20 protein-coding genes are annotated in these 20911 nt (G+C 62.1%); 11 read left to right on the forward strand and 9 right to left on the reverse strand.

Features of this window, described 5'->3' with window-relative positions; genetic code table 11:
- Nucleotides 1-14 precede the first annotated feature (14 nt).
- The 5 genes from frc to LDZ23_RS29470 all read left to right on the forward strand — a co-directional run bounded on the left by frc (nucleotide 15) and on the right by LDZ23_RS29470 (nucleotide 6104).
- Nucleotides 15-1268: a formyl-CoA transferase gene (gene frc / locus LDZ23_RS29450; protein ID WP_008346490.1), complete on the forward strand. Its 1254-nt coding sequence runs from the start codon at nucleotides 15-17 to the stop codon at nucleotides 1266-1268.
- Between the two features lie 98 nt (nucleotides 1269-1366).
- Nucleotides 1367-1798, forward strand: a complete 432-nt coding sequence (locus LDZ23_RS29455) for a PAS domain-containing protein (RefSeq protein ID WP_008346492.1) — start codon at nucleotides 1367-1369, stop codon at nucleotides 1796-1798.
- 272 nt (nucleotides 1799-2070) lie between these two features.
- Nucleotides 2071-3630 (forward strand): Re/Si-specific NAD(P)(+) transhydrogenase subunit alpha, encoded by a 1560-nt coding sequence (locus LDZ23_RS29460; protein ID WP_033536005.1) that lies wholly within the window; start codon nucleotides 2071-2073, stop codon nucleotides 3628-3630.
- A 10-nt stretch (nucleotides 3631-3640) separates the two neighbouring features.
- Entirely contained in the window at nucleotides 3641-5038 is a 1398-nt protein-coding gene (gene pntB, locus LDZ23_RS29465; protein WP_008346496.1) for a Re/Si-specific NAD(P)(+) transhydrogenase subunit beta, read from the forward strand.
- Nucleotides 5039-5054: 16 nt separating this feature from the next.
- A complete protein-coding gene (locus LDZ23_RS29470; RefSeq protein ID WP_244808289.1) occupies nucleotides 5055-6104 on the forward strand; it encodes a 2-dehydropantoate 2-reductase in 1050 nt (349 codons plus the stop codon).
- Between the two features lie 40 nt (nucleotides 6105-6144).
- Here LDZ23_RS29470 and LDZ23_RS29475 read toward each other — a convergent pair whose 3' ends face one another.
- Complete coding sequence (locus tag LDZ23_RS29475) at nucleotides 6145-7521, reverse strand: aminotransferase-like domain-containing protein (RefSeq protein WP_008346500.1); 1377 nt, start codon at nucleotides 7519-7521, stop codon at nucleotides 6145-6147.
- A 176-nt stretch (nucleotides 7522-7697) separates the two neighbouring features.
- On the opposite strand from LDZ23_RS29475, the gene LDZ23_RS29480 reads away from it, so the two are divergent.
- Genes LDZ23_RS29480 through LDZ23_RS29495 form a run of 4 tightly spaced genes read left to right on the forward strand, consistent with a single transcriptional unit; the run spans nucleotide 7698 to nucleotide 11826 of the window.
- Nucleotides 7698-8981, forward strand: coding sequence for a hydroxymethylglutaryl-CoA reductase, degradative (locus tag LDZ23_RS29480; protein ID WP_008346501.1), 1284 nt, complete (start codon nucleotides 7698-7700; stop codon nucleotides 8979-8981).
- Complete coding sequence (locus LDZ23_RS29485) at nucleotides 8974-9912, forward strand: hydroxymethylglutaryl-CoA lyase (protein ID WP_008346504.1); 939 nt, start codon at nucleotides 8974-8976, stop codon at nucleotides 9910-9912. The genes LDZ23_RS29480 and LDZ23_RS29485 overlap by 8 nt, the downstream gene beginning before the upstream one ends.
- Nucleotides 9913-9934: 22 nt before the next feature.
- Nucleotides 9935-10441: an HPP family protein gene (locus LDZ23_RS29490; RefSeq protein ID WP_008346506.1), complete on the forward strand. Its 507-nt coding sequence runs from the start codon at nucleotides 9935-9937 to the stop codon at nucleotides 10439-10441.
- A complete protein-coding gene (locus LDZ23_RS29495; RefSeq protein WP_008346508.1) occupies nucleotides 10441-11826 on the forward strand; it encodes a tripartite tricarboxylate transporter permease in 1386 nt (461 codons plus the stop codon). The genes LDZ23_RS29490 and LDZ23_RS29495 overlap by 1 nt, the downstream gene beginning before the upstream one ends.
- 79 nt (nucleotides 11827-11905) lie before the next feature.
- Here LDZ23_RS29495 and LDZ23_RS29500 read toward each other — a convergent pair whose 3' ends face one another.
- The 3 genes from LDZ23_RS29500 to LDZ23_RS29510 all read right to left on the reverse strand — a co-directional run bounded on the left by LDZ23_RS29500 (nucleotide 11906) and on the right by LDZ23_RS29510 (nucleotide 14264).
- Nucleotides 11906-13009, reverse strand: coding sequence for an extracellular catalytic domain type 1 short-chain-length polyhydroxyalkanoate depolymerase (locus LDZ23_RS29500; RefSeq protein WP_008346510.1), 1104 nt, complete (start codon nucleotides 13007-13009; stop codon nucleotides 11906-11908).
- Between the two features lie 33 nt (nucleotides 13010-13042).
- Entirely contained in the window at nucleotides 13043-13459 is a 417-nt protein-coding gene (locus tag LDZ23_RS29505; RefSeq protein ID WP_008346513.1) for a ribbon-helix-helix domain-containing protein, read from the reverse strand.
- A gap of 103 nt (nucleotides 13460-13562) precedes the next feature.
- Nucleotides 13563-14264, reverse strand: a complete 702-nt coding sequence (locus LDZ23_RS29510) for a hypothetical protein (protein ID WP_008346515.1) — start codon at nucleotides 14262-14264, stop codon at nucleotides 13563-13565.
- Nucleotides 14265-14272: 8 nt separating this feature from the next.
- On the opposite strand from LDZ23_RS29510, the gene LDZ23_RS29515 reads away from it, so the two are divergent.
- Nucleotides 14273-15559, forward strand: coding sequence for a GAF domain-containing sensor histidine kinase (locus tag LDZ23_RS29515; protein ID WP_235366184.1), 1287 nt, complete (start codon nucleotides 14273-14275; stop codon nucleotides 15557-15559).
- Nucleotides 15560-15599: 40 nt separating this feature from the next.
- Here LDZ23_RS29515 and LDZ23_RS29520 read toward each other — a convergent pair whose 3' ends face one another.
- From LDZ23_RS29520 to LDZ23_RS29535, 4 genes are read right to left on the reverse strand one after another with little or no spacing between them, the layout of a single operon-like run.
- A complete protein-coding gene (locus LDZ23_RS29520) occupies nucleotides 15600-16370 on the reverse strand; it encodes an ABC transporter substrate-binding protein (RefSeq protein WP_008346519.1) in 771 nt (256 codons plus the stop codon).
- A gap of 50 nt (nucleotides 16371-16420) precedes the next feature.
- Complete coding sequence (locus tag LDZ23_RS29525; RefSeq protein WP_244808290.1) at nucleotides 16421-17218, reverse strand: ABC transporter ATP-binding protein; 798 nt, start codon at nucleotides 17216-17218, stop codon at nucleotides 16421-16423.
- Nucleotides 17215-17925 (reverse strand): ABC transporter permease, encoded by a 711-nt coding sequence (locus LDZ23_RS29530; protein ID WP_008346524.1) that lies wholly within the window; start codon nucleotides 17923-17925, stop codon nucleotides 17215-17217. The genes LDZ23_RS29525 and LDZ23_RS29530 overlap by 4 nt, the downstream gene beginning before the upstream one ends.
- Entirely contained in the window at nucleotides 17922-18617 is a 696-nt protein-coding gene (locus LDZ23_RS29535; RefSeq protein WP_008346526.1) for an ABC transporter permease, read from the reverse strand. Before LDZ23_RS29535 ends, LDZ23_RS29530 begins: the two co-directional genes overlap by 4 nt.
- A 179-nt stretch (nucleotides 18618-18796) precedes the next feature.
- Between LDZ23_RS29535 and LDZ23_RS29540 the strand changes: the two genes are divergently transcribed.
- Nucleotides 18797-19879, forward strand: a complete 1083-nt coding sequence (locus LDZ23_RS29540; RefSeq protein WP_008346529.1) for a M14 family metallopeptidase — start codon at nucleotides 18797-18799, stop codon at nucleotides 19877-19879.
- Here LDZ23_RS29540 and LDZ23_RS29545 read toward each other — a convergent pair whose 3' ends face one another.
- Complete coding sequence (locus LDZ23_RS29545) at nucleotides 19880-20734, reverse strand: IclR family transcriptional regulator (protein WP_008346531.1); 855 nt, start codon at nucleotides 20732-20734, stop codon at nucleotides 19880-19882.
- Nucleotides 20735-20911 lie beyond the last annotated feature (177 nt).

Consider the following 20911-nt stretch of genomic DNA (forward strand, 5'->3'; position numbering starts at 1 on the left):
CCCAGGAGAAATTCGTGAGCAAGAAACCACTCGAAGGCATCAAGATCATCGACTTCACGCACGTTCAGGCGGGTCCCGCATGCACGCAGATGCTGGCCTGGTTCGGCGCCGATGTCATCAAGGTCGAGCGTCCCGGTTCCGGCGACGTCACGCGTAACCAGCTGCGCGACATTCCGGATGCGGATGCGCTGTACTTCACGATGCTCAACAGCAACAAGCGCTCGTTGACGCTCGATACGAAGCAGCCCGAAGGCAAGGAAGTGCTCACGAAGCTCATCAAGGAATCGGACGTGCTGGTCGAGAATTTCGGGCCGGGCGCGCTGGACCGGATGGGCTTCTCCTGGGAGAACATCAGCAAGCTGAATCCGAAGATGATCGTGGCGTCCGTCAAGGGCTTCAGCGACGGCCATCACTACGACGATCTGAAGGTCTACGAAAACGTCGCGCAATGCGCGGGCGGCGCGGCATCGACGACGGGCTTCTGGGACGGCCCGCCGACCATCAGCGCGGCGGCGCTCGGCGACAGCAACACCGGCATGCACCTCGCGATCGGCATTCTCACGGCGATCATCGGCCGCCAGCAAACGGGCAAGGGACAGAAAGTCGCCGTGTCGATGCAGGACAGCGTGCTCAATCTGTGCCGCGTGAAGCTGCGCGATCAGCAGCGTCTCGATCGCGTCGGCTATCTCGAGGAATATCCGCAGTATCCGCACGGCACGTTCAGCGACGTCGTGCCGCGCGGCGGCAATGCGGGCGGCGGCGGTCAGCCGGGTTGGGTGCTCAAGTGCAAGGGCTGGGAAACCGATCCGAACGCCTACATCTACTTCACCATTCAGGGGCACGCGTGGGCGCCGATCTGCCGCGCAATCGGCAAGGAGCAATGGATCGAGGACCCGGACTACATGACGGCCGAAGCGCGCCAGCCGCATATTTTCGATATCTTCGGCAAGATCGAAGAATGGCTCGCCGACAAGACCAAGTTCGAAGCGGTCGATATCCTGCGCAAGTTCGATATTCCGTGCGCGCCGGTGCTGACGATGAAGGAACTCGCGAACGATCCGTCGTTGCGTGCGAGCGGTTCCATCGTCGAGGTCGATCACAAGGTGCGCGGCAAATATCTCACGGTCGGCAGCCCGATCAAGTTCTCGGACCTGAAGCCGGAGATCACGGGCTCGCCGCTGCTCGGCGAACATACCGAAGAAGTGCTGCTCGAACTCGGCTATAGCAAGGAGCAGGTAGCGCAAATGAAGGAAGCGCGAGCTGTCTGACGCGCTTGAAAAGGTAACCGCTGCCGTCCACGAAAGCCCAAGACGGCAGCGGCCCTTCAGAAATCAGTCTCGATCGATACCCAAGCATGGACGACACAATGACCCCCACGATCGACTACGAACAACTCGTCAATGCGATCGGCGATGCCGTGATCGTTTCGGATGCGAGCGGCGCGATTACGCTATGGAATCCGGCGGCGCAACGCATGTTCGGCTTCACCCAGAGCGAAGCTTTGGGGCAGTCGCTCGATCTGATCATTCCGGAGCGCCTGCGCGGTCGTCATTGGGACGGCTATCACAAGACGATGGCGACCGGCGAGACGCGCTATGGGCACGATCTGCTCAAGGTTCCCGCCGTCGATAAGGCCGGACGCGCGATGTCGATAGCGTTCACCGTCGCGCTGCTGCATTCGCCGCAAGGCGAGCTGACCGGTATCGTCGCGATCATCCGCGATGAAACGGCGCGGTTTCAGGAAGAGCGTGCGCTCCGCAAGCGTATCGCCGAACTGGAGGCGAAAGTCGACGCCTGATGATTCAGCGATTCAAAGTATAAAAAGCACCATAGAGATAACGGCTCGCGTCCGCGCAACAAAAGGCGCATGAACGCAGCTCAAGGACGAAGCGGCCACCCATCCCACCGGCCGCTTCGCTCGATGCCCGTATACGCGGCTGACCGACCAGACACTGACCATTATTCGTAACTCGCGCCAGCTTTCTCGCTGATGCGAGGTTTGGCATGCTCGCCAGCCGAATGCAGGCGCGCGCCACTGAAGAATTGAAACCGTCGATTGGGAATTTAGTCATGCCAATGATGATTGCTGTGCCACGGGAACGCTTTCCCGGGGAGCGTCGTGTCGCGTTGACGCCGGAAGTAGTCGGGCATCTGCTGAAGCTCGGATTTGAAGTGAGCGTCGAGGCCGGCGCGGGCGAGCTTGCCGCATTCTCCGACGATGCCTATCGCGCTGCGGGTGCGCGAATCGTGGAGAATGCGCCGTCGCTCTATGCGGACGCGCATATCGTCGTGAAAGTGCGTGCGCCTTCCATTGCGCCCGTGGGCGATGAAGTCGAGTTGCTGCGCGAAGGATCGACGCTCATCAGTTTCATCTGGCCGGCGCAGAACGAAGCGTTGTTGACGCGCCTCTCTGCGCGCAACGTCACCGTGCTCGCGATGGACTGCGTGCCGCGCATCTCGCGCGCTCAAAAGCTCGATGCTTTGAGTTCGATGGCCAACATGGCGGGCTATCGCGCGGTCATCGAAGCGGCGCACCAGTTCGGCCGCGGCTTCATGGGACAGATCACGGCGGCGGGCAAGATCGCGCCCGCGAAAGTGATGGTGATCGGCGCGGGCGTCGCGGGACTGGCGGCGATCGGCGCGGCGCGCAGTCTCGGCGCGATCGTCCGTGCTTTCGATACGCGGCCCGAAGTGCGGCAGCAGGTGGAAAGCATGGGCGCCGAGTTTCTCGAACTGGACTACGTCGAGGACGGCAGCGGCAGCGGCGGCTACGCGAAAGAGATGAGCGCCGAATTCATCGCGGCTGAAATGGCGCTGTTCGCCGCGCAGGCAAAAGACGTCGACGTCATCGTGACGACCGCGCTGATTCCGGGCAAGCCCGCGCCGAAACTGATCACCGCCGACATGGTGCGCAGCATGCGCCAAGGCAGCGTGATCGTCGACATGGCGGCGGAGCAGGGCGGCAACTGCGAGCTGACGCGGCCGGGCGAGGCGGCATCGATCGAAGGCGTCACGATCGTCGGCTATACGGATCTGCCATCGCGCATGGCAACGCAATCGAGCCAGTTGTACGGCACCAACCTGCGGCATCTTCTGACCGATCTGACGCCGCAGAAGAACGGCGAAATCACGCTCGATACCGATGACGAAGTGATGCGCGGCGTCACCGTCGTGCTGCGCGGCGAGGTGAAATGGCCGCCGCCCAAGAAGCCGGAGCCCGCGATTGCGCCGCCCGCTGCCGCAAAGCCCGCTGCAACGATTGCCGTGACCATCGAACAGAAGCGTCGCGCGGGATGGATCGGCGTGGCCGGGCTCGTCATCGCGGCTGCGTTGCTTGCCGCGCTCGGCGCCGTTGCGCCGCCTGCGTTCGTCGCGCACTTCACGGTGTTCGTGCTGGCGATCTTCGTCGGCTTTCAGGTCGTGTGGAATGTGACGCCCGCCTTGCACACGCCGCTGATGAGCGTGACCAACGCGGTCAGCGGAATCATCGTGACGGGGGCGCTGCTGCAGGTCGGCACGCCGGATCATCTGGTCGCGATTCTCGCGGGCCTCGCGATCCTCGTCGCGACAATCAATATCGCTGGCGGCTTTCTCGTCACTCAACGCATGTTGAACATGTTCCAGCGCTAAGGAGATCGACATGCAAACTGGAATCGGAAGCATCGCCTATCTGGCGGCGAGTGTGCTGTTCATCCTGAGCCTGCGCGGGCTCAGTCATCCATCGACGGCGCGGCGCGGCAATCTCTATGGCGTCGCCGGCATGGCGATCGCGATCGTCACCACGCTCTGGCTCAACGGCGGGGAAGCGCTGCCGGCCGTCGCCGCGCTGATGGCGATCGGCATCGCGGGCGGCGCGATCCTCGCGCGGCGCGTCGAGATGACGCAAATGCCGCAACTCGTCGCGGCATTGCATAGCTTCGTGGGCCTCGCGGCCGTGCTGGTCGCCATTGCGAGCTACCTGTCGCCGGCAGCCGGCGCGGAATCGGACAGCGCGGCGCAGTCGGTCCACAACGTGGAGATCTATCTCGGCGTGTTCATCGGCGCGGTAACGTTCACGGGGTCCATCGCCGCGTTTCTGAAGTTGCAGGGCGTGGTAGGCGGCAAGCCGTTGCTGCTGCCGATGCGGCACACGCTGAATCTCGTCGGCGTGTTCGCGTGCATCGCGCTCGGCTATGTGTTCCTGACAGCGCCCGACGCCGATGTGGGCATCAGCTCGCTCTTGACGATGACCGTCATCGCCGCGCTGATCGGCGTGCATCTGGTGATGGCGATCGGCGGCGCGGACATGCCGGTGGTCGTGTCGATGCTGAACAGCTATTCGGGCTGGGCCGCCGCCGCGACGGGTTTCATGTTGAGCAACGATCTGCTGATCGTGACCGGCGCGCTGGTCGGGTCGAGCGGAGCGATTCTGAGCTACATCATGTGCCGCGCGATGAACCGCAAGTTCCTCTCCGTGATTCTCGGCGGATTCGGCACGGCGACCTCGACCGCTTCGAAGACGATCGAGGGTGAAGTCGCGCCGGTCACGGTCGATGAAGTCGGCTCGCTGCTGCGCGATGCGTCGGAAGTCGTCATCGTGCCCGGTTACGGCATGGCGGTCGCGCAGGCTCAGGCGACGATCAGCGAGATCACGAAGAAGCTGCGCAGCAAGGGCGTGAACGTGCGATTCGGCATTCATCCGGTGGCGGGCCGCTTGCCGGGGCACATGAACGTGCTGCTCGCGGAGGCGAAGGTGCCCTACGACATCGTCCTGGAGATGGACGAAATCAACGACGACTTTTCCAACACGGATGTCGTGCTGGTGATCGGCGCAAACGACATCGTGAATCCTGGCGCGCTGGAGGATCCGGGCAGTCCCATCGCCGGGATGCCCGTGCTCGAAGTGTGGAAGGCGCGCACCGTGGTCGTGTCCAAACGAAGCATGGCGGCAGGCTACGCCGGCGTCGACAATCCGCTCTTCTATAAGGAAAACACGCGGATGCTCTTCGGCGATGCGAAGGGCAGTGTCGATGCGTTGCTCAGTCATCTTGGCGCTTGAGATAGGGGTTTAAACGATGAAGATCTGTGTGTATGGCGCCGGAGCGATCGGTGCATATATGGGCGCGCAACTGGCGTCGGCGGGCGCGGACGTGAGCTTCGTTGCGCGTGGTCCGCATCTCGCGGCGATGCAGGAAAACGGTGTACGGCTGCAAATCGATGGCGGGGAACGTGTCGTCAAGGTCAGATGCGCGTCGGATCCGCGCGAGCTGGGTCCGCAAGACTACGTGATCATCGCGTTGAAAGCGCATTCGGTGCCGGGCGTCGTCGGCCAGATCCAGACTTTGCTCGGACCAGAGACGGCTATCGTCACGGCCGTCAACGGCATTCCGTACTGGTACTTCTACAAGCATGGCGGCGAGCTGGAAGGCTCCACGCTCGACAGCCTCGATCCCGGCGCGAAGCAATGGAACGCGCTCGGACCGGAGCGTGCGATCGGTTGTGTCGTGTATCCGGCGGCGGAAGTCGTCGCGCCGGGCGTGATCCGCCATGTGTACGGCAAGAAGTTCCCCATCGGCGAACCGAATGGAGCGCGCAGCGAGCGCGTTCAGAAGCTGCATGAAATCATGAGCGCGGCGGATCTGGATGCGCCCATTCGGGAGCGTATTCGCGATGAAATCTGGCTGAAGCTCTGGGGCAACCTCTGCTTCAATCCGATCAGCGCATTGACTCATGCAACGCTCGATGTCATTACGAGCAATCCGGCCACGCGCGCCGTGTCGAAAGCGATGATGCTGGAGGCGAAAGCGATCGCGGATCGCTTCGACGTGCATTTCCGTGTCGATGTCGAAAGACGTATCGACGGTGCGGGTGCGGTCGGCGCGCACAAGACGTCGATGCTCCAGGATCTCGAGGCCAACCGGCCGATGGAAATCGATCCGCTCCTTACCGTCGTCCAGGAAATGGGGCGTCTCGTCGGGCAGGCGACACCGACGATCGATACGGTGCTCGCGCTCATCAAGCTGCGAGGACAGATGGCGGAGCCTTCGCTTCAATCGGCGGGACAATCGACCCCCGTGGCCGAGAAGTCTTCGCGGACGGGCTTGGCAGCAGTAGCCAGCGCGTAATTGCAGCGTAGCGACACGTCGGGCAGGCGTGCCCGACGTTTCAAGGCGCGAGTGCGTTCGAGAATCGCGGGTCGCCGAGATACGCGACATTGAAGCGAAACCACGGCGAAACGATGTTCGCGTGCGCGGAAAAAATCGTCCCCGGCGCGAGGATCACGTGCTTGCCGAGCATCTCCTTCGCGAACGCTATCGAATCGTCGTGCCCGGGCAAACGCGCCCATAGATAAAGACTCTGATCGCTGACCTTGAAGATGGTCGCGCCAAGACGCGTCAACGCTTCGACGCCCGTCGCCGTCGCGCGTTTGAGGCGGTCCTGCAAGCGGTTCGTGTGACGCAGAAAGTGTCCGTCGCCGACGATCGCATCGAGCGTGCGCTCGCAGTATTCGCTGCTGCTTACGTGCGTGAGCATCTTCACGTCGGCGAGATCGCTGGCGAGATCGGCATCGCAGGCGAGAAAGCCCACGCGCAGCGCCGCCGACACCGACTTCGAAAAGCTGCCGATATAAATCGTGCGCCGCAATTGATCCAGCGCGCTGATGCGCGTCGCCGAGCGCGGCTTGAGATCGGCGAGGGCGTCGTTCTCGACGACGATCAGATCGTGCGCTTCCGCCAGTTGCAGAACGCGGTGCGCCTTCGCCGCGCTGATGTCCGTCGCGGTCGGATTATGTCCGACCGATTGCGTGAAGAAGAGCCGCGGCCGATGCGTTTTCAGCCGCTCCTCCAGCGCCGCGATATCCGGCCCGTCGACCGCGCGCGGCACGCCGACGATATTCGCGCCCGACAGCTTCAGCTTGCCGAACAGCGCGTAATAGCCGGGATCGTCGACGAGCACGGTGTCGCCCGGGCGCACGAAGTAACGCACGACCATGTCCATCGCCTGATTCGCGCCGTGCGTGAGGACGATCTGTTGCGGCGCGGCTTCGATCTCATAGCCGGCGAGCTTTTGCTGCAGATGCTGACGCAAGGGCAGATAGCCGAAGCGGCTGCCGTAACGAAACAGCGACGCGACACCGGTTCGCACCACGCGCTGGTGGAAGTGATCGAGCCGCGTCTCTTCGAGCCATGCGACGGGCGGAAATCCCTCACCGAGATTGAGAAAGTCCGGCTTGCTCTGCAACTGTTCGCGCATGAGCCAGACCGAATCCATCGCGCGATCGAGCGTCGGCGCATCTTCGTCATGCTGCTGCGGCTTCGCCACGCTCGCGACGTAAAAGCCCGCGCCGCGTCGCGGCTCGATGAGACCGTTCGCCGTCAGCATGTCGAACGCGCTGATGACGGTGTTTTTTGCGCAGCCGTTCGCCTCAGCGTATTCCCTGATCGACGGGAGTTTGTCGCCCGCGCGCAGCACACCTTCGGTGATCTGTCTGGCGAGATTGTCCGCGAGTGTCGCAGACAGGCTCGGCTTCTCATGCCGCATCGTATCGACCTGTTCTGAAAATGATCCTGCTGTCATGGGTACAGCAAGGTCACTGTTTGTCGGAATTGTACCTTTGAAATGGGTACAGTCAGCCTATTATTCGCTCACCCGGTGCGTTGCTGCAAGCATCGAAAGCGAACACTCACGACACACATCCAGACAGAAGAGGAAGACACATGATCGATTCGAAGTTGCCGAACTTCCGCGCGATGTCGCCCGCGCAACGCCTCTCGCACATCGCGCAGGCAGCGGACCTCGACGACGCCGAGCACGCGCTCCTCGCGAAACCCGGCGCGCTGCCGCTCGAAACCGCGAACGGCATGATCGAAAACGTCGTCGGCACGTTCGAATTGCCGATGGCGGTGGCGGGCTACTTCCAGATCAACGGCCGCGACGTGCTGGTGCCGATGGCGGTCGAAGAGCCGTCGATCGTCGCCGCGGCGTCGTTCATGGCGAAGCTCTCGCGCGAGGCGGGCGGCTTTCGCACCTCCAGCACCGGGCCGTTGATGCGCGCACAAGTGCAGATCGTCGGCGTGTCGGACCCGTATGGCGCGCGGCTTGCGATTCTCAAGCATCGCGACGAGCTGATCGAAATGGCGAACGCGCGCGACAAGGTGCTGATCGGTCTCGGCGGCGGCTGCCGCGACATCGAAGTGCACGTGTTTCCGGACACGCCGCGCGGCGCGATGATCGTCGCGCATCTGATCGTCGACGTGCGCGACGCAATGGGCGCGAACACCGTCAACACGATGGCCGAAACCGTCGCGGGCCGCATGGAGGAAATCACGGGCGGCAAGGTGCGTCTGCGCATCCTGTCGAATCTCGCGGATCTGCGCCTCGCGCGCGCGCAGGTTCGCTACAGTGCGGCCACGCTGCAAACGAAGGAATACGCGGGCGAGGACGTGATCGCCGGCGTCGTCGATGCGTATCTGTTCGCGGCGATCGATCCGTACCGCGCCGCCACGCACAACAAGGGCATCATGAACGGGATCGATCCGGTGATCGTCGCGACGGGCAACGACTGGCGCGCGGTCGAGGCGGGCGCGCACGCGTACGCGAGCCGCGGCGGGCGCTATACGTCGCTGACGACGTGGGAAGTGGCGAACGACGGCGACCTCGTCGGCACGATCGAAATGCCGATGCCCGTCGGACTCGTCGGCGGCGCGACGAAGACGCATCCGCTCGCGCGTCTCGCGTTGAAGATCATGAACGTGGGCTCGGCGCAGGAACTCGGCGAGATCGCGGTCGCGGTCGGTCTCGCGCAGAACATGGGCGCGTTGCGTGCGCTCTCGACGGAGGGCATCCAGCGCGGCCACATGGCGCTGCACGCGCGCAACATCGCGCTGGCAGCGGGCGCGAGTGGCACGGATATCGACTGGGTCGTGAAGAAGATGGTCGCCGCGCGCAACGTGAGCGTCGATTACGGCATGAGTCTTCTGCAAGGGCCGCGCGATGAATGAGCTGCCAAAGCGCGTACGCATCGTCGAAGTCGGTCCGCGCGATGGCTTGCAGAACGAACCGTCGCACGTATCGGCCGATGTGAAGGCCGAACTCATCGAGCGCCTGATCGATGCGGGCGTGCGCTATGTCGAAGCGGCCTCGTTCGTATCGCCGAAATGGGTGCCGCAAATGGCCGATGGCGCGCACGTGCTCGAACGCGTGCGCGACAAGGCGCGCGCCACGCACACGACGCTCGCCGCGCTCGTGCCGAACATGAAGGGCCTCGACGCCGCGCTCGCATCGCATGTCGATGAAATCGCGGTCTTCGCGGCGGCATCCGAATCGTTCTCGCAGAAGAACATCAACTGTTCGATCGACGAAAGCATCGCGCGCTTCGAACCGGTGATCGCGGCGGCGCGCGAGGCGAACGTACGCATTCGCGGCTATGTATCCTGCGTGCTCGGATGCCCGTTCGAAGGCGAGATTGCGCCGCAAGCCGTCGCGCGCGTCGCAAGGAAGCTCTTCGACATGGGCTGCTACGAGATCAGTCTCGGCGATACCATCGGCGCGGGCACGCCGCGAAAAACCCAGGCGATGCTCGACGCGTGCATCGAACACATTCCCGTCGATGCGCTCGCCGGTCACTTCCACGATACGTGGGGCATGGCCGCCGCGAACGTGCACGCGGCGCTGCAACGCGGCGTCGCGGTGTTCGATGGCTCGGTATCGGGCATCGGCGGATGTCCGTATTCGCCGGGCGCGACGGGCAACGCCGCAACGGAGGACATCGTCTATTTGTGCGAGGGCATGGGCATCGAGACGGGCGTCGATCTGAACGGACTTGTGCAAGCGGGCGCATTCATTTCGACGGCATTGAAGCGCGAAACGTCATCGCGCGTGGCGCGCGCACTCGAGGCCAAGCGTCAGCGACAAGAAGAGCAGTGCATCTGATCACTCCATTCAAGGAGGAGACATGGAACAGCAACTCGCCGCGCACGAGCGCGGCCGGGCGCTCTCGCAAAGCGCCGAAACGACGGAGTATCAGCTCGTCGAAATATGGGGCGATACCGTCGATACGCGGCATCTCGCGTGGTCGGTCGTGCTCGGCATCGCGATCAGCTACGGCGCGTTCGCCATCGCGAATCGCGTGCTCGCCGCTTATGTGCCCGATGCCGCGATGGCCCGCGCTTACGCGATGCTCGTCGGCCTCGCCGGATGCCTGATCGCGGGCGTGGTCTGCGCGAAGCTCTTCAAGCCGAAGCGCGAAGTGGTCGAGGAAGCGCACGGCGCGGCGGGCCGCGAGGAAGTGCTGAAGCAGCTCGCGAACGAAGCGGGCGGACTCGGGCGCGTCGCGGACCTGCCGCCTTCGGTCGTCGCGGAAATGAAGGAGCTCGGTTTGTACGAGCTTTTCGCCGAATATGAACAACGCGATGAACAACGCGATGAACAACGCGATGAACAACGCGAAGGAGCGCGCTGATGGAACCGTTCGTCACTCAACTGCTCGTCGCGCTCGGCATGGGACTCATCGGCGCGATCGTGTTCTCCGGCATCGGCCTCATTTCGGGCACCGATGAAACCACGACGCTCGCGCCGCTCACCTTGCTCGTCGTGCTGCTCGGCGTGCCGCCCGTCGGCGTGTTTTCGTTCTTCATGGCGGGCGCGGTTTCGAAGCACATGACGCACGCGATTCCGACCGCCTTGCTCGGCATTCCCGGCGACACGCTCGCCACGCCCCTGCTGCAGCAAGCGACGATGCTGCGCAACCTCGGCGTGCCGCATATCGCCCTGCGCAAGATGATCTCGGGCGCGATCGTCGCGGCGTTCGTCGCCGTGCCGCTCGCGGTGCTGTTCGCCGTGCTGCTCGCGCCGTTCGGGCCGGTCATCACGAAGGCCGCGCCGTGGGTGTTTCTCGCGGCATCGGTCGCCATTGCGTTCTTTTCGTCGGGACGATGGGCCTCGGTGTTTCTGCTCGTGCCGTTCGTGCTGGTGATCGTCGGTCTTCAGGCGCTCACGGGCAAATACGGCGTGAAGCTCTCGGTGAGCTACTTCCTCGGCATCGCGATCGGGCCGCTCATCGCCGATCTGTTCTCGATACTCTCGCCCGCCGATCGCGCCCGCATGCGCCGCGAACGCGTCCGCACGTTCTCGCTCGCGCCCGACGTGAAGGGCTGGAGCGGCTACTTCCCCAATCCGATGAAAGTGCTGGACGGCCAGCAACGCGGCTGGGTCACGGCCACCGCGGCGATATCGAGCGCGACATTCGTGTTCAGCCCGGTCGCGATGACGGTCGTGCTCGGCGAACTCGTCGGCTCGCGTGTGAAGCATGCGTATCATCGCCTGACGACGGTGATCTCCGCGCGCAACGGCGTGACCGAAGCGACTTACATCGCCGAAGCGCTGATTCCGCTGATCGCGTTCGGTCTGCCGCTGAGTCCTGTCGCGGCGGGACCGGCCGCGCCGCTATTCAACGCGCCGCCGCGCTTTTTCGTCGATACGGCGACGGGCCACATCAACAATCTGCATACGTTGATGACGACGTGGCAGTTCCTCGGCTTCGGCTTGCTCGCGGTCGTGCTCGCGGCGCTCGTCGCGTATCCGCTGTCGATGAACTACGCGCATCGCGCGGCGTCGTTCGTCGCGAGGAAGCTGAGTCACGAGGCGATCATCGCGACGTTCGTCGGTCTGATCGTCGTAATCAGCGTGTGGGAAGGGCAACTGCTCGGTCTGCTCGTGATTCTGAGCGTGGGCTTGCTCGGCGGATTGCTGTCGCGCAACTTCGGCTTCAATACCGGCGTGCAGTTCATGGGCTATTACACGGCGGTGTTGAGCGTGCCGGCTTTGACGAAGGCCTTTGGCGCGTGACGCGGTGCGCGCTGCGTTTCGTTATCCGACCGGCGGCAACCGGTCGGACGCCGCCGATCGAGGGCGCAAAGGCGACCGCTCACTGCCGGCGCGGATGTTCGAGAAAGAATCGCAGCATTTCGGCACTGGCGTCGGGGCCGGACGGATCGGTATAGCTTCCGCTTGACGAGCCACCGGACCACGCATGCGGCGCGCCGTGGATGATCCAGAGTTCTGCATCCACCCCGGCTTGCGACGTCATGTGCCGGACCGTATGTTTGCGCGCCCGGCCGTCACCGCTCGACGCGCGGGCGGGTGCCGCTTCGCTCGCAGAAAACTCGCGTACCAGTTCGTTGGCGTTCGAAGGATGCACGGTAGCATCGGCATCGCCGTGAAAGACGATCAGCGGGCATTGCGACGCCTGCGCGTGATGAATGTCCGCCCGGCCGGCTTTGCGCGCCTTGGATCGGGCCTTGCCACCGCGCATGGCCGCCAGCGCCGATGGCAAGTCGTGCGCGCATCCCACGGGCAGGCCCGAGTGAATGCCTGCTGCCGCGTAAAGGTCGGGATAGGTTTGCGCCACGATCGCCGCCATTGCGCCGCCGGCCGAAAGCCCCGCAACGAAGACGCGTTTCGGATCGACGTCGTGATCGGCCATCACCTCTCGCGTGATGCCCGCGATCAGCGACGGCTCGCCGTGGTCGCGCTGCTGGTCGCCGTGCCTGAACCAGTTCCAGCATTTCGACGTATTCGCGTTCTGCGGCTGGATTGGATAAGCGACGATAAAGCCGTGCGTTTCGGCGAGCGCGTTCATCCGCGTGCCGGATGCGAAGTCGTCGGCGTCCTGGGTGCAGCCGTGCAGCATGACGATCAGCGGTAAAGGATCGCGACGTGAATGAGCGGGAACGTAGACCTTGTAATCGCGTTGACCGGCGGCGCCGACATAACGACGCGTGCTGAAGTGCCCGCGATCCTGCACGTCCGCATCAGTCCGCGTCTTGCCGGCGTGGCGCCGGGGTTGCAAGAGATCGGCGAATCGCGCGGTCGTCGTGTCGTCCTGCGGGTTAGGGTGCGCGGTTGCCGTGTCCGTCCGTTCGCCGCGCATGGCGCGTTTGACGATTTCCGCGGCCGCGGCGGGATCGTTGCTGCGAAAGAGCGCGAATGCCTCTTTCATCGAGTCCAAAAAACCTTCGTTGAGTTTCATGTTCATTCCGTTAGCGGGAAGGCGTCAGGCGCATCAGCGGATTCGATCCGCCAATGCGGCCTTGACTGCCGGTGACGCATGGAGCGCGCCTCGAACCAGAATCGAGTCGATCGCTGCCAGCGCGAGTTCGGGGGAGACGTCCATGGCAATGCTCGCCAAACCGAGCACCTGAATCCGCAGACGCTGATTGGCCGCGCATGCCGCCTCGAGATCCTGTTTCGAAAAATGCTGAAGGCCGAGCACGAGTTCGCGGCGCGTCACGGTGTCCTTCAGAGCCGGCGCATGAATCGACAACTGATTGCGGATGGCCGTGCGGATCAGATCCGTCCGGTTCGAGTAAAAGCCTTCCTCGACGAGCAGATCGATCTGGCCCAAGTCGACCGGACCGAGATTGATGGTGATTTTTTCGGTTTCGCTGCCTCGCGAGCGATCCGGCACTTCTTTTGCCATAGTGTGAAAAACCTCCCGTTACCATCCATGTGGATGGTTATAGGAGAATTTCAAGAGAGCGTCAACGATGATTTTTGCGATTTAGCGCAGACGCGATCGCGACTCAGACGCGCACCCAGCAACCCGATTCCGGGCACACGGCGGTTCGTGAGCCGTTCAGCCAGACTTGCGCTTCCTCGAGTTGCAGCGCGTTCGAGCGGTCGCTATCGAAGACGACGTTCAGCGCGTTTCCGGTATCGGCGTCTTCGATGGGAAGTTCCCACGTCAGGAAAATCTGGGTGAAGTCGTGGTCCGGGGGGAAGTCGGCGGCGCAGAAGCGGTCGCTGTCGCGCTGAATGACGCCGTGAGGCTGGACCGTATCGAAGATCACGGCCGTTCCCCTCGTCAGCGCAATGCGTTGTCCGATAGCGGGGAAGTGCAAGTCCAGACCTTTGTCTTCGCTCAGGAAGAGATTGCAAAAAGCGGCGCCGCCATACTGCTCGCCGTCATGGTGATACCTGGCGCCACGACAGGCCATCAACGCCATGTCGCTATCGTCGAGCACCGCGGGAAGCCCCAGCGCGCCGGTCCAGTCGGACATGGCCTGCACGCAGCGTTTGTAGTCCGGCCAGCGAAATTGCGTCCGCGCGAGATGCATCGGCTCGACATCACCGGGTTCCAGCGCGAGACGCTTCGTGGTTTCTCTCTGCCAATCCGCGAGCATCGACGCGGGAGGCGCAGGCAGATCGAGCGTGCCGGATAGAACGATGTCACTGACGCGACGACTGCGGATCGCGTCGCCGCTCCAGAAGAAAGAAGTCAGCATGTCTCGCATTGGGCAGGACTTTCGGAGCTAAAAAGAAATGTTCGCGGCGCATAATACGGCCTTGTCACATCTCAGCAGCATTCGACATGATAACTTTGACCGGGGAAGACGGCCCTGACGCACTGAAGGACGACATCGAGGCTATCGGCCGCGTGAGTGCCGTGGGCTCGATGCTCAAGGCGATTTGCGAAAGAACATCGATGGGCTACGCCGCGGTCGCGCGCGTGACAGACAATACGTGGACAGCGTGCGCCGTTCACGACGACATTGGCTTCGGTCTGGAAGTCGGCGGTCAACTCGATCTGAAGACGACGCTATGCTTCGAATCGCGAGAAGCGCGCGAATCGATCGTCATCGATGACTTCGGGAACGATCCGCGTTACTGCGGTCATCACACGGCCAGAATCTATAACCTTCAAAGTTATATCTCCGTGCCGATCGTTCTATCCAACGGCCGGTACTTCGGCAATCTATGCGCGATCGATCCGCGTCCGCACTATCTGTCCGATGTCCGCACGGTCTGCATGTTCGAGGCGTACGCCAAGCTCATCGCGCTTGAGCTCGAACTGGAGGAAAACCGCTCTGCGTCGGCAACTGCGCTATCGCACGCGCGCGAGACCGCGGAATTGCGTGAGCAGTTCATCGCCGTTCTCGGACATGACCTGCGCAATCCGCTAACAGCGGTGCATTCGATTGCCGAATATCTTTCGATCAAAGGTGGAACCACCGAGATCACTCAACTCGGATTGCGATTGAAGGCGGTCGCCGGCCGAATGGCGGGTTTGATCGACGATGTAATGGACTTCGCGCGCGGACGCCTGGGCGCCGGACTGGGCGCCCACATCGCGCCGGTGCCCGATCTCGGCAAGCTTTTGCGCGATATCGTTTCCGAGGCAAAGGCGGGTCATCCCGGCTTGATGATAGAAGACAGCATCGCCATTGAAGGAACCGTCCACTGCGATTCGGTTCGTATGCAGCAGCTATTGTCCAATCTGTTAGGCAATGCAATCACGCATGGCGCGGCGGACTTGCCTATTACCGTAAATGGGAAAGTCGAGGCCGGGAAATTGATCATCGCCGTGAAGAACGGTGGCGATGTCATTGCGCCCGAGGACATCAGGAAAGTGTTCGAGCCATATTGGCGGCCCGCCGATCAACCGCGAGGCGGGGGTCTCGGTCTCGGTCTTTTCATCTGCAAGCAAATCGTGCAGGCTCACAATGGCGATCTGCAGGTATCGTCATCGCTCGCCGATGGCACATGTTTCACTGCAATCATCCCCGTTCGGCAAGTGTGACGTCGGGATCCGCTGATGCCGGCGTCGAGACGATAACCTCTCAACTGCCGTAAGGATCGAACTGGAAATACCTGGCTGCGAGTTGTTTATAGGTGCCGTCGGCGAGCATGTCGGCGATCGCCTTGTTCATCTTTTCCTTCAGTTCGATATCCGACTTGCGGATTCCAATGCCCGCGCCGTTGCTCGCATAGACATTGCCGCCGGTGAACTTGAAACCGGCGCCTTGCGGCGTTCTCAGGAATCCGTACTCGCCGACGGCTGCATCGGTGAAGCAGCTATCGAGACGGCCTGCGGCGAGATCCGCGAATACCTGATCGAAATTCGGATAAGAAACGACGCGCGCGCCGGCGGGCGCCCAATGTTCCTTCGCATAGGATTCGGGAACGGTGCCCTGCTGGACACCGATCGATCTTCCTTTCAGCGATTCCGCGGTGGGTTCGAGGTTCGTGTCTTTACGCACGATCAGTTTGTTCGGCGTCTTATATAACCTCGATGTGAAATCGATCACCTGTTTGCGTTTGTCGGTAATCGACATGGACGCGAGAATGGCATCGAATTTCTTGGCCTGAAGCGCGGGAATCATGCCATCGAAGTCGTTCTGAACCCATTCGCATTTTGCGTGCATGCGCTTGCAGATTTCGGTCCCGAGATCGATGTCGAATCCGACGAGCTTGCCGCTGGAGTCGCGCGATGAAAACGGCGGATGCGACGGATCCACGCCGTATCGAAGCGTCGACGCATCCTGAGCGCTTGCATACGATGAGGTGAAGGCGGCCGCGCAAAACAGCAGGGTCGACACGAATCGTTTCATTACAGAAGTCTCCGGCTGATGATCTTGTTGTCGATAAAGAGAAAGAAAAGCTATGCCGCGGACAGAAACCTTCGGAGTCGGCTGCTTGCGGAATTGGCGAACAGGTCCGCCGGTTTTCCTTGCTCTTCGATTCGTCCTTCATGCAGAAAAATGATCTCGCTGGAAACATTGCGGGCGAAGTTCATCTCATGCGTCACCACGATCATCGTCCGTCCTTCCGCCGCGAGTTTCTGCATGACCTTCAACACTTCGGACACGAGTTCGGGATCGAGAGCGGAAGTCGGCTCGTCGAAAAGCAGAACGTCGGGATCCATCGTCAGTGCGCGGGCGATTGCGACGCGCTGTAGCTGGCCACCCGAGAGATGCGCGGGGTAACGGCCGGCGATATCGACGCCCAAACCGACCTTGTCGAGATTGGCCCGGCCATATTCTTCGGCTTCGCGCCGACCGAGTCCGAGTACGTGAACCGGCGCATGAATCACGTTTTCGAGCACCGTCATATGCGGCCATAAGTTGAAGTGCTGAAACACCATCGCGAGCTTGGACCGTATGCGCCGCAACTGATGTTTGTCGACCGGCCTGAGCGTGCCCGTTCTGTCCTGCTTCATGCGGATTTCCGTCTGATTGACGAAGATGCGGCCCGCCGACGGATGTTCGAGCAAGTTCATGCAGCGCAAGAGCGTGCTTTTGCCCGAGCCCGACGAGCCGAGAACGCTGATGACGTCGCCGGCGCGCGCGCTGAGCGACACGCCTTTCAGCACTTCGTGCGTGCCGAAGCTTTTGTGAAGATCGGCGACCACGACTTTTTCAGGTGAACGCGACGAATCGATGCAGACATCGTTAGTCATTTTTGCGGTGTCAGGTAAGCGAGCCAACGGTTTTCCGCCTGGCGAAAGAGCCAGACCAGCGAAAAGGTGATCGCGGAATAGAGCAGAAACGCAATGCCGAATGCGGCGAACGATTGATAGGTCGCGGAATTCACGTCGCGCGCCACTTTCAGCAGATCCGGCACGGTTGCGGCGAATGCAACGGAAGTCGAATGGAAGACCAGAATGACTTCATTGCTATAACTCGGTAACGAGCGCCGCAGCGCGGAGGGGAGAATGACGTGCAGATAAAGCTGCAACGTCGACATTCCCGCAGCCACGCCGGCTTCGATCTCGCCCGCAGGCGTGGCCTTGATCGCGCCGGCGAAAATCTCGGTCGTGTAGGCGCATGTATTCAATGCGAAAACGAGTAGCGAACAATGCATTCCGTCCCGAAAGAACGCGTTCGTGAGCTCGTGATTTCGAATCACGTCGAGGCTGAACACGCCCGTATAGCAAAGCAGTAACTGAACGAATAGCGGTGTGCCGCGAAACAGATAGGTGTAAAGCCAGACCGCGCGCGACACGAAACGGTTCGCGGAACTGCGCGCGATGGCCATCGGCACCGCCAGTGCGGATCCGAGCACGACGGAGAACAGCAGCAGCCAGATCGTGACGATCAATCCGGTGAACTGATAGCCGTCGGTATAAAGATAGTGCCGCCAGTATTCGCGGAAGATGTCGATCATACGTTCACCTTGCGCACGCCGACGTCATATCGATTTTCGAGGTGACGTAATACGAGATTGGATGCTGTCGTGATCAGCAAATAAACGAATGCGGCCACGCCGATAAAAAAGAAGTAGTGCGTGGTGGTCTTGCCTGCGTCTTGCGCGGCTTTGACGACATCCGAGAGTCCGATGATGGATACGAGCGCCGTCGATTTGACGATGACTTGCCAGTTGTTTCCGAGCGCCGGCAGCGCATAGCGCATCATTTGCGGAAACAGGATATGCGCAAGGACATGACCGAACGACATGCCGAGCGAAGTGCCCGATTCGAGTTGCCCGCGCGGAATCGCCAGAAAAGCGCCACGGAGCGTCTCGGTAAAGTACGCGCCGTGGATCAGACCCAGCACGATCACACCGGCCGCGAAAGGCTTGATATCGATCTGCGTCCAATGCAAACGCTCGGTGATGCCGTTTAGCAGAATCTGGATGCTGTAGTAGAGCAGCAGCATCAGCACGAGATCCGGTGCGCCGCGCACGATCGTCGTGTAGAGACGGGCCAGTTTTGCGATCCATCGGCTGCCGAACAGCTTCGCGCAGGCGCCGAGCAAGCCGATCGCGAAGGCCAGAGCCAGCGAACAGACCGCCAGTTGCACGGTCTGCAGCGCGCCTTCGAGAACGAGCGCGCCATATCCGTGTAGAAGAGAACTCATGGACGATGTCCCTTGTGTGTCCGATGTGGCACATTTGAGCGCATGCCAAATTCGATGTCAATAAAGTTCCGATAAGTGGAACTACTTAGAACCGTAAAACGGCATTTTTCAGATGCGTGAGTTTAGAATCTTGTTGCGCAGCCGGAACCTCGCGCGTCATCGTAGAAAGGAGACGAAAGGTGCTACTCAAGCGGACGCCGTTACTCGCAGCGACCATCGGTACGCAGCGCGATCTCGTAAGCCTGACGTTCGGGCCGCCGGACGCGGACATGAAGGTTTATCTGCAGGCATCGCTTCATGCCGACGAAACGCCCGCGATGCTCACGGCGCACGTCCTGCGCGACGAACTCCAGGCGCTCGAAGCCGCGGGCAAGCTCGACGCGACCGTCACGCTCGTCCCGATAGCGAATCCGATCGGCCTGAGTCAGCATGTCTTCGGCCAGTTCTTCGGCTGCTTCGAGCTGAATAGCGCCGCGAACTTCAATCGCGGCGTCGCGCGCCCCTCGGACATCTGCGCGCATCTGGAAGGCCGTCTCGGCAGCGACGAAGACGCGAACAGGCGCGCGATAAAGAACGCAATGCGCGCATCGCTCGATGCTTGCGCGCCGACGACGGAATTCGACGCGCTGCGTTCGACCCTGCTGAAGCTGTCTTGCGATGCCGACATCGTTCTCGACATTCATTGCTCGCTGGAAGCGGTCGTCCACGTCTATGCCGACACCGCCGCGTGGCCGCGCGTCGAACCGCTCGCGCGCCATCTGCAATCGCGGGCGCAGATGCTGTTCGACGGCGCGGATCTCGGGCTTTTCATCGACTGGACGCGCCTGGCGTGGGCCGACGTCGAAGCGCGCTTCGGCGACCGGTATCCGGTTGGCGAGGGCGCTGTCGCCGCCATCGTCGAGTGCGCCGGCGAGCGCGACGTCACGTATGAATCGGCGCGGCGTCATGCGCGAGCGATCGTTGCCTATCTCGTCGATCGGGGCGCTATCCGCGATACGCCGTCGCCATGCCCCGCCTTGATTCATCCGGCGACGCGACAAGCGGCGAGCGAGCATTTCTACGCCGCGACCAGCGGCATCGTGGTGTACGCGGCGAACATCGGCGACGTGGTGGAGGTCGGGGAGGCGATCTGCGACATCGTCGACCCGATCACCGGCGCAACGACGACGCTCAGAAGCCGCACGAAAGGCGTGTTCTACATGCGCCGCGCGATCCGCTTCGTCACCGCCGGCGCGGAGATCGGTCGCGTGACGGGCGGTTGATCAGGAGCGCTTGCGGCGCGTCGCCTTGCTATCGGTATCGGCATTGTCTTCGGCGGTCGTTCCGCCGTCGATCACGCCGAGAATCTTTGTGATTCGCAGCGCCGCTGCCTGCAAGGTCGGCACCAGCAAGGTAATGTCTTCCAGCGACTTGCGCGCTTTGGGCGCCGAGATGCTCAAGCACGCGATCAGGCGGCCGTGCGGCCCCGAGATCGGCACGGCGGCGCCGACCACGCCGATCGCGAACTCGGAATCGTTGGTCGCATAGCCATTCTTTCGCGCGAGGTCGATTTCGAGCCTGAGCCGTTCCGGATCGACGATGGTGTAGGGCGTGATCGGTTCCCACGGTCCGCTCAGCAGATAAGCGTCGAGCTGCTTCTTCTCCATGTTCGCTAGAAACACGCGCCCGCTGGACGTGCAGTGCACGGGCGCGCGATGCCCTTTCTGAAAATTGAGCGTCAACGGCGAATTGCCGATCGCGCTGTCGATATACACGACCTCGGAGCCGCGCATGACGCCGAGGCTCACCGTTTCATCCGTGCGTCGCGACAGTTCCATCAGCAGCGCGTGGATCGGCCCATGCGAGGTGGACGCCGCGAGGATGTTCGTCGCGAGTTCCAGCAGGCGCGGGCCGACCTGATACCGGCCGCGTTCCATGCCGTGTTCGAGAAAGCCGAACTCTTCGAGATTGCTGACGAGGCGATGCGCAGTGGTCTTCGGAATGCCGAGCGCGGTGATGATGTCGGCGGTCGTCACGCGACCGGTTTGCGCAGCCATTTCGATGATGTGAAACGCGCGCTCGGTGGGAGAGACCTCCGGCTCGGACGTCTCGACGATGGCTTGTTCTTCCTTGCGCATGTGTGCTGGGTTTTCTGGTTTTATGGGCCTGTGCCGCGCATCCTTCGCGGATCAGGCGAAAAGCGGTTCCCTAGGATACTCGATTCGAATTGCGGGCCCGGAGGGTGACAGGAAGGTTCGCGATGGTGGGAGACGTGCGGCCAGTTTAGCATCTCCGTCTAACGATTCCATAAATAG

This window comes from Caballeronia zhejiangensis (assembly GCF_022879815.1).
Classification (GTDB): Bacteria; Pseudomonadota; Gammaproteobacteria; order Burkholderiales; family Burkholderiaceae; genus Caballeronia; species Caballeronia zhejiangensis.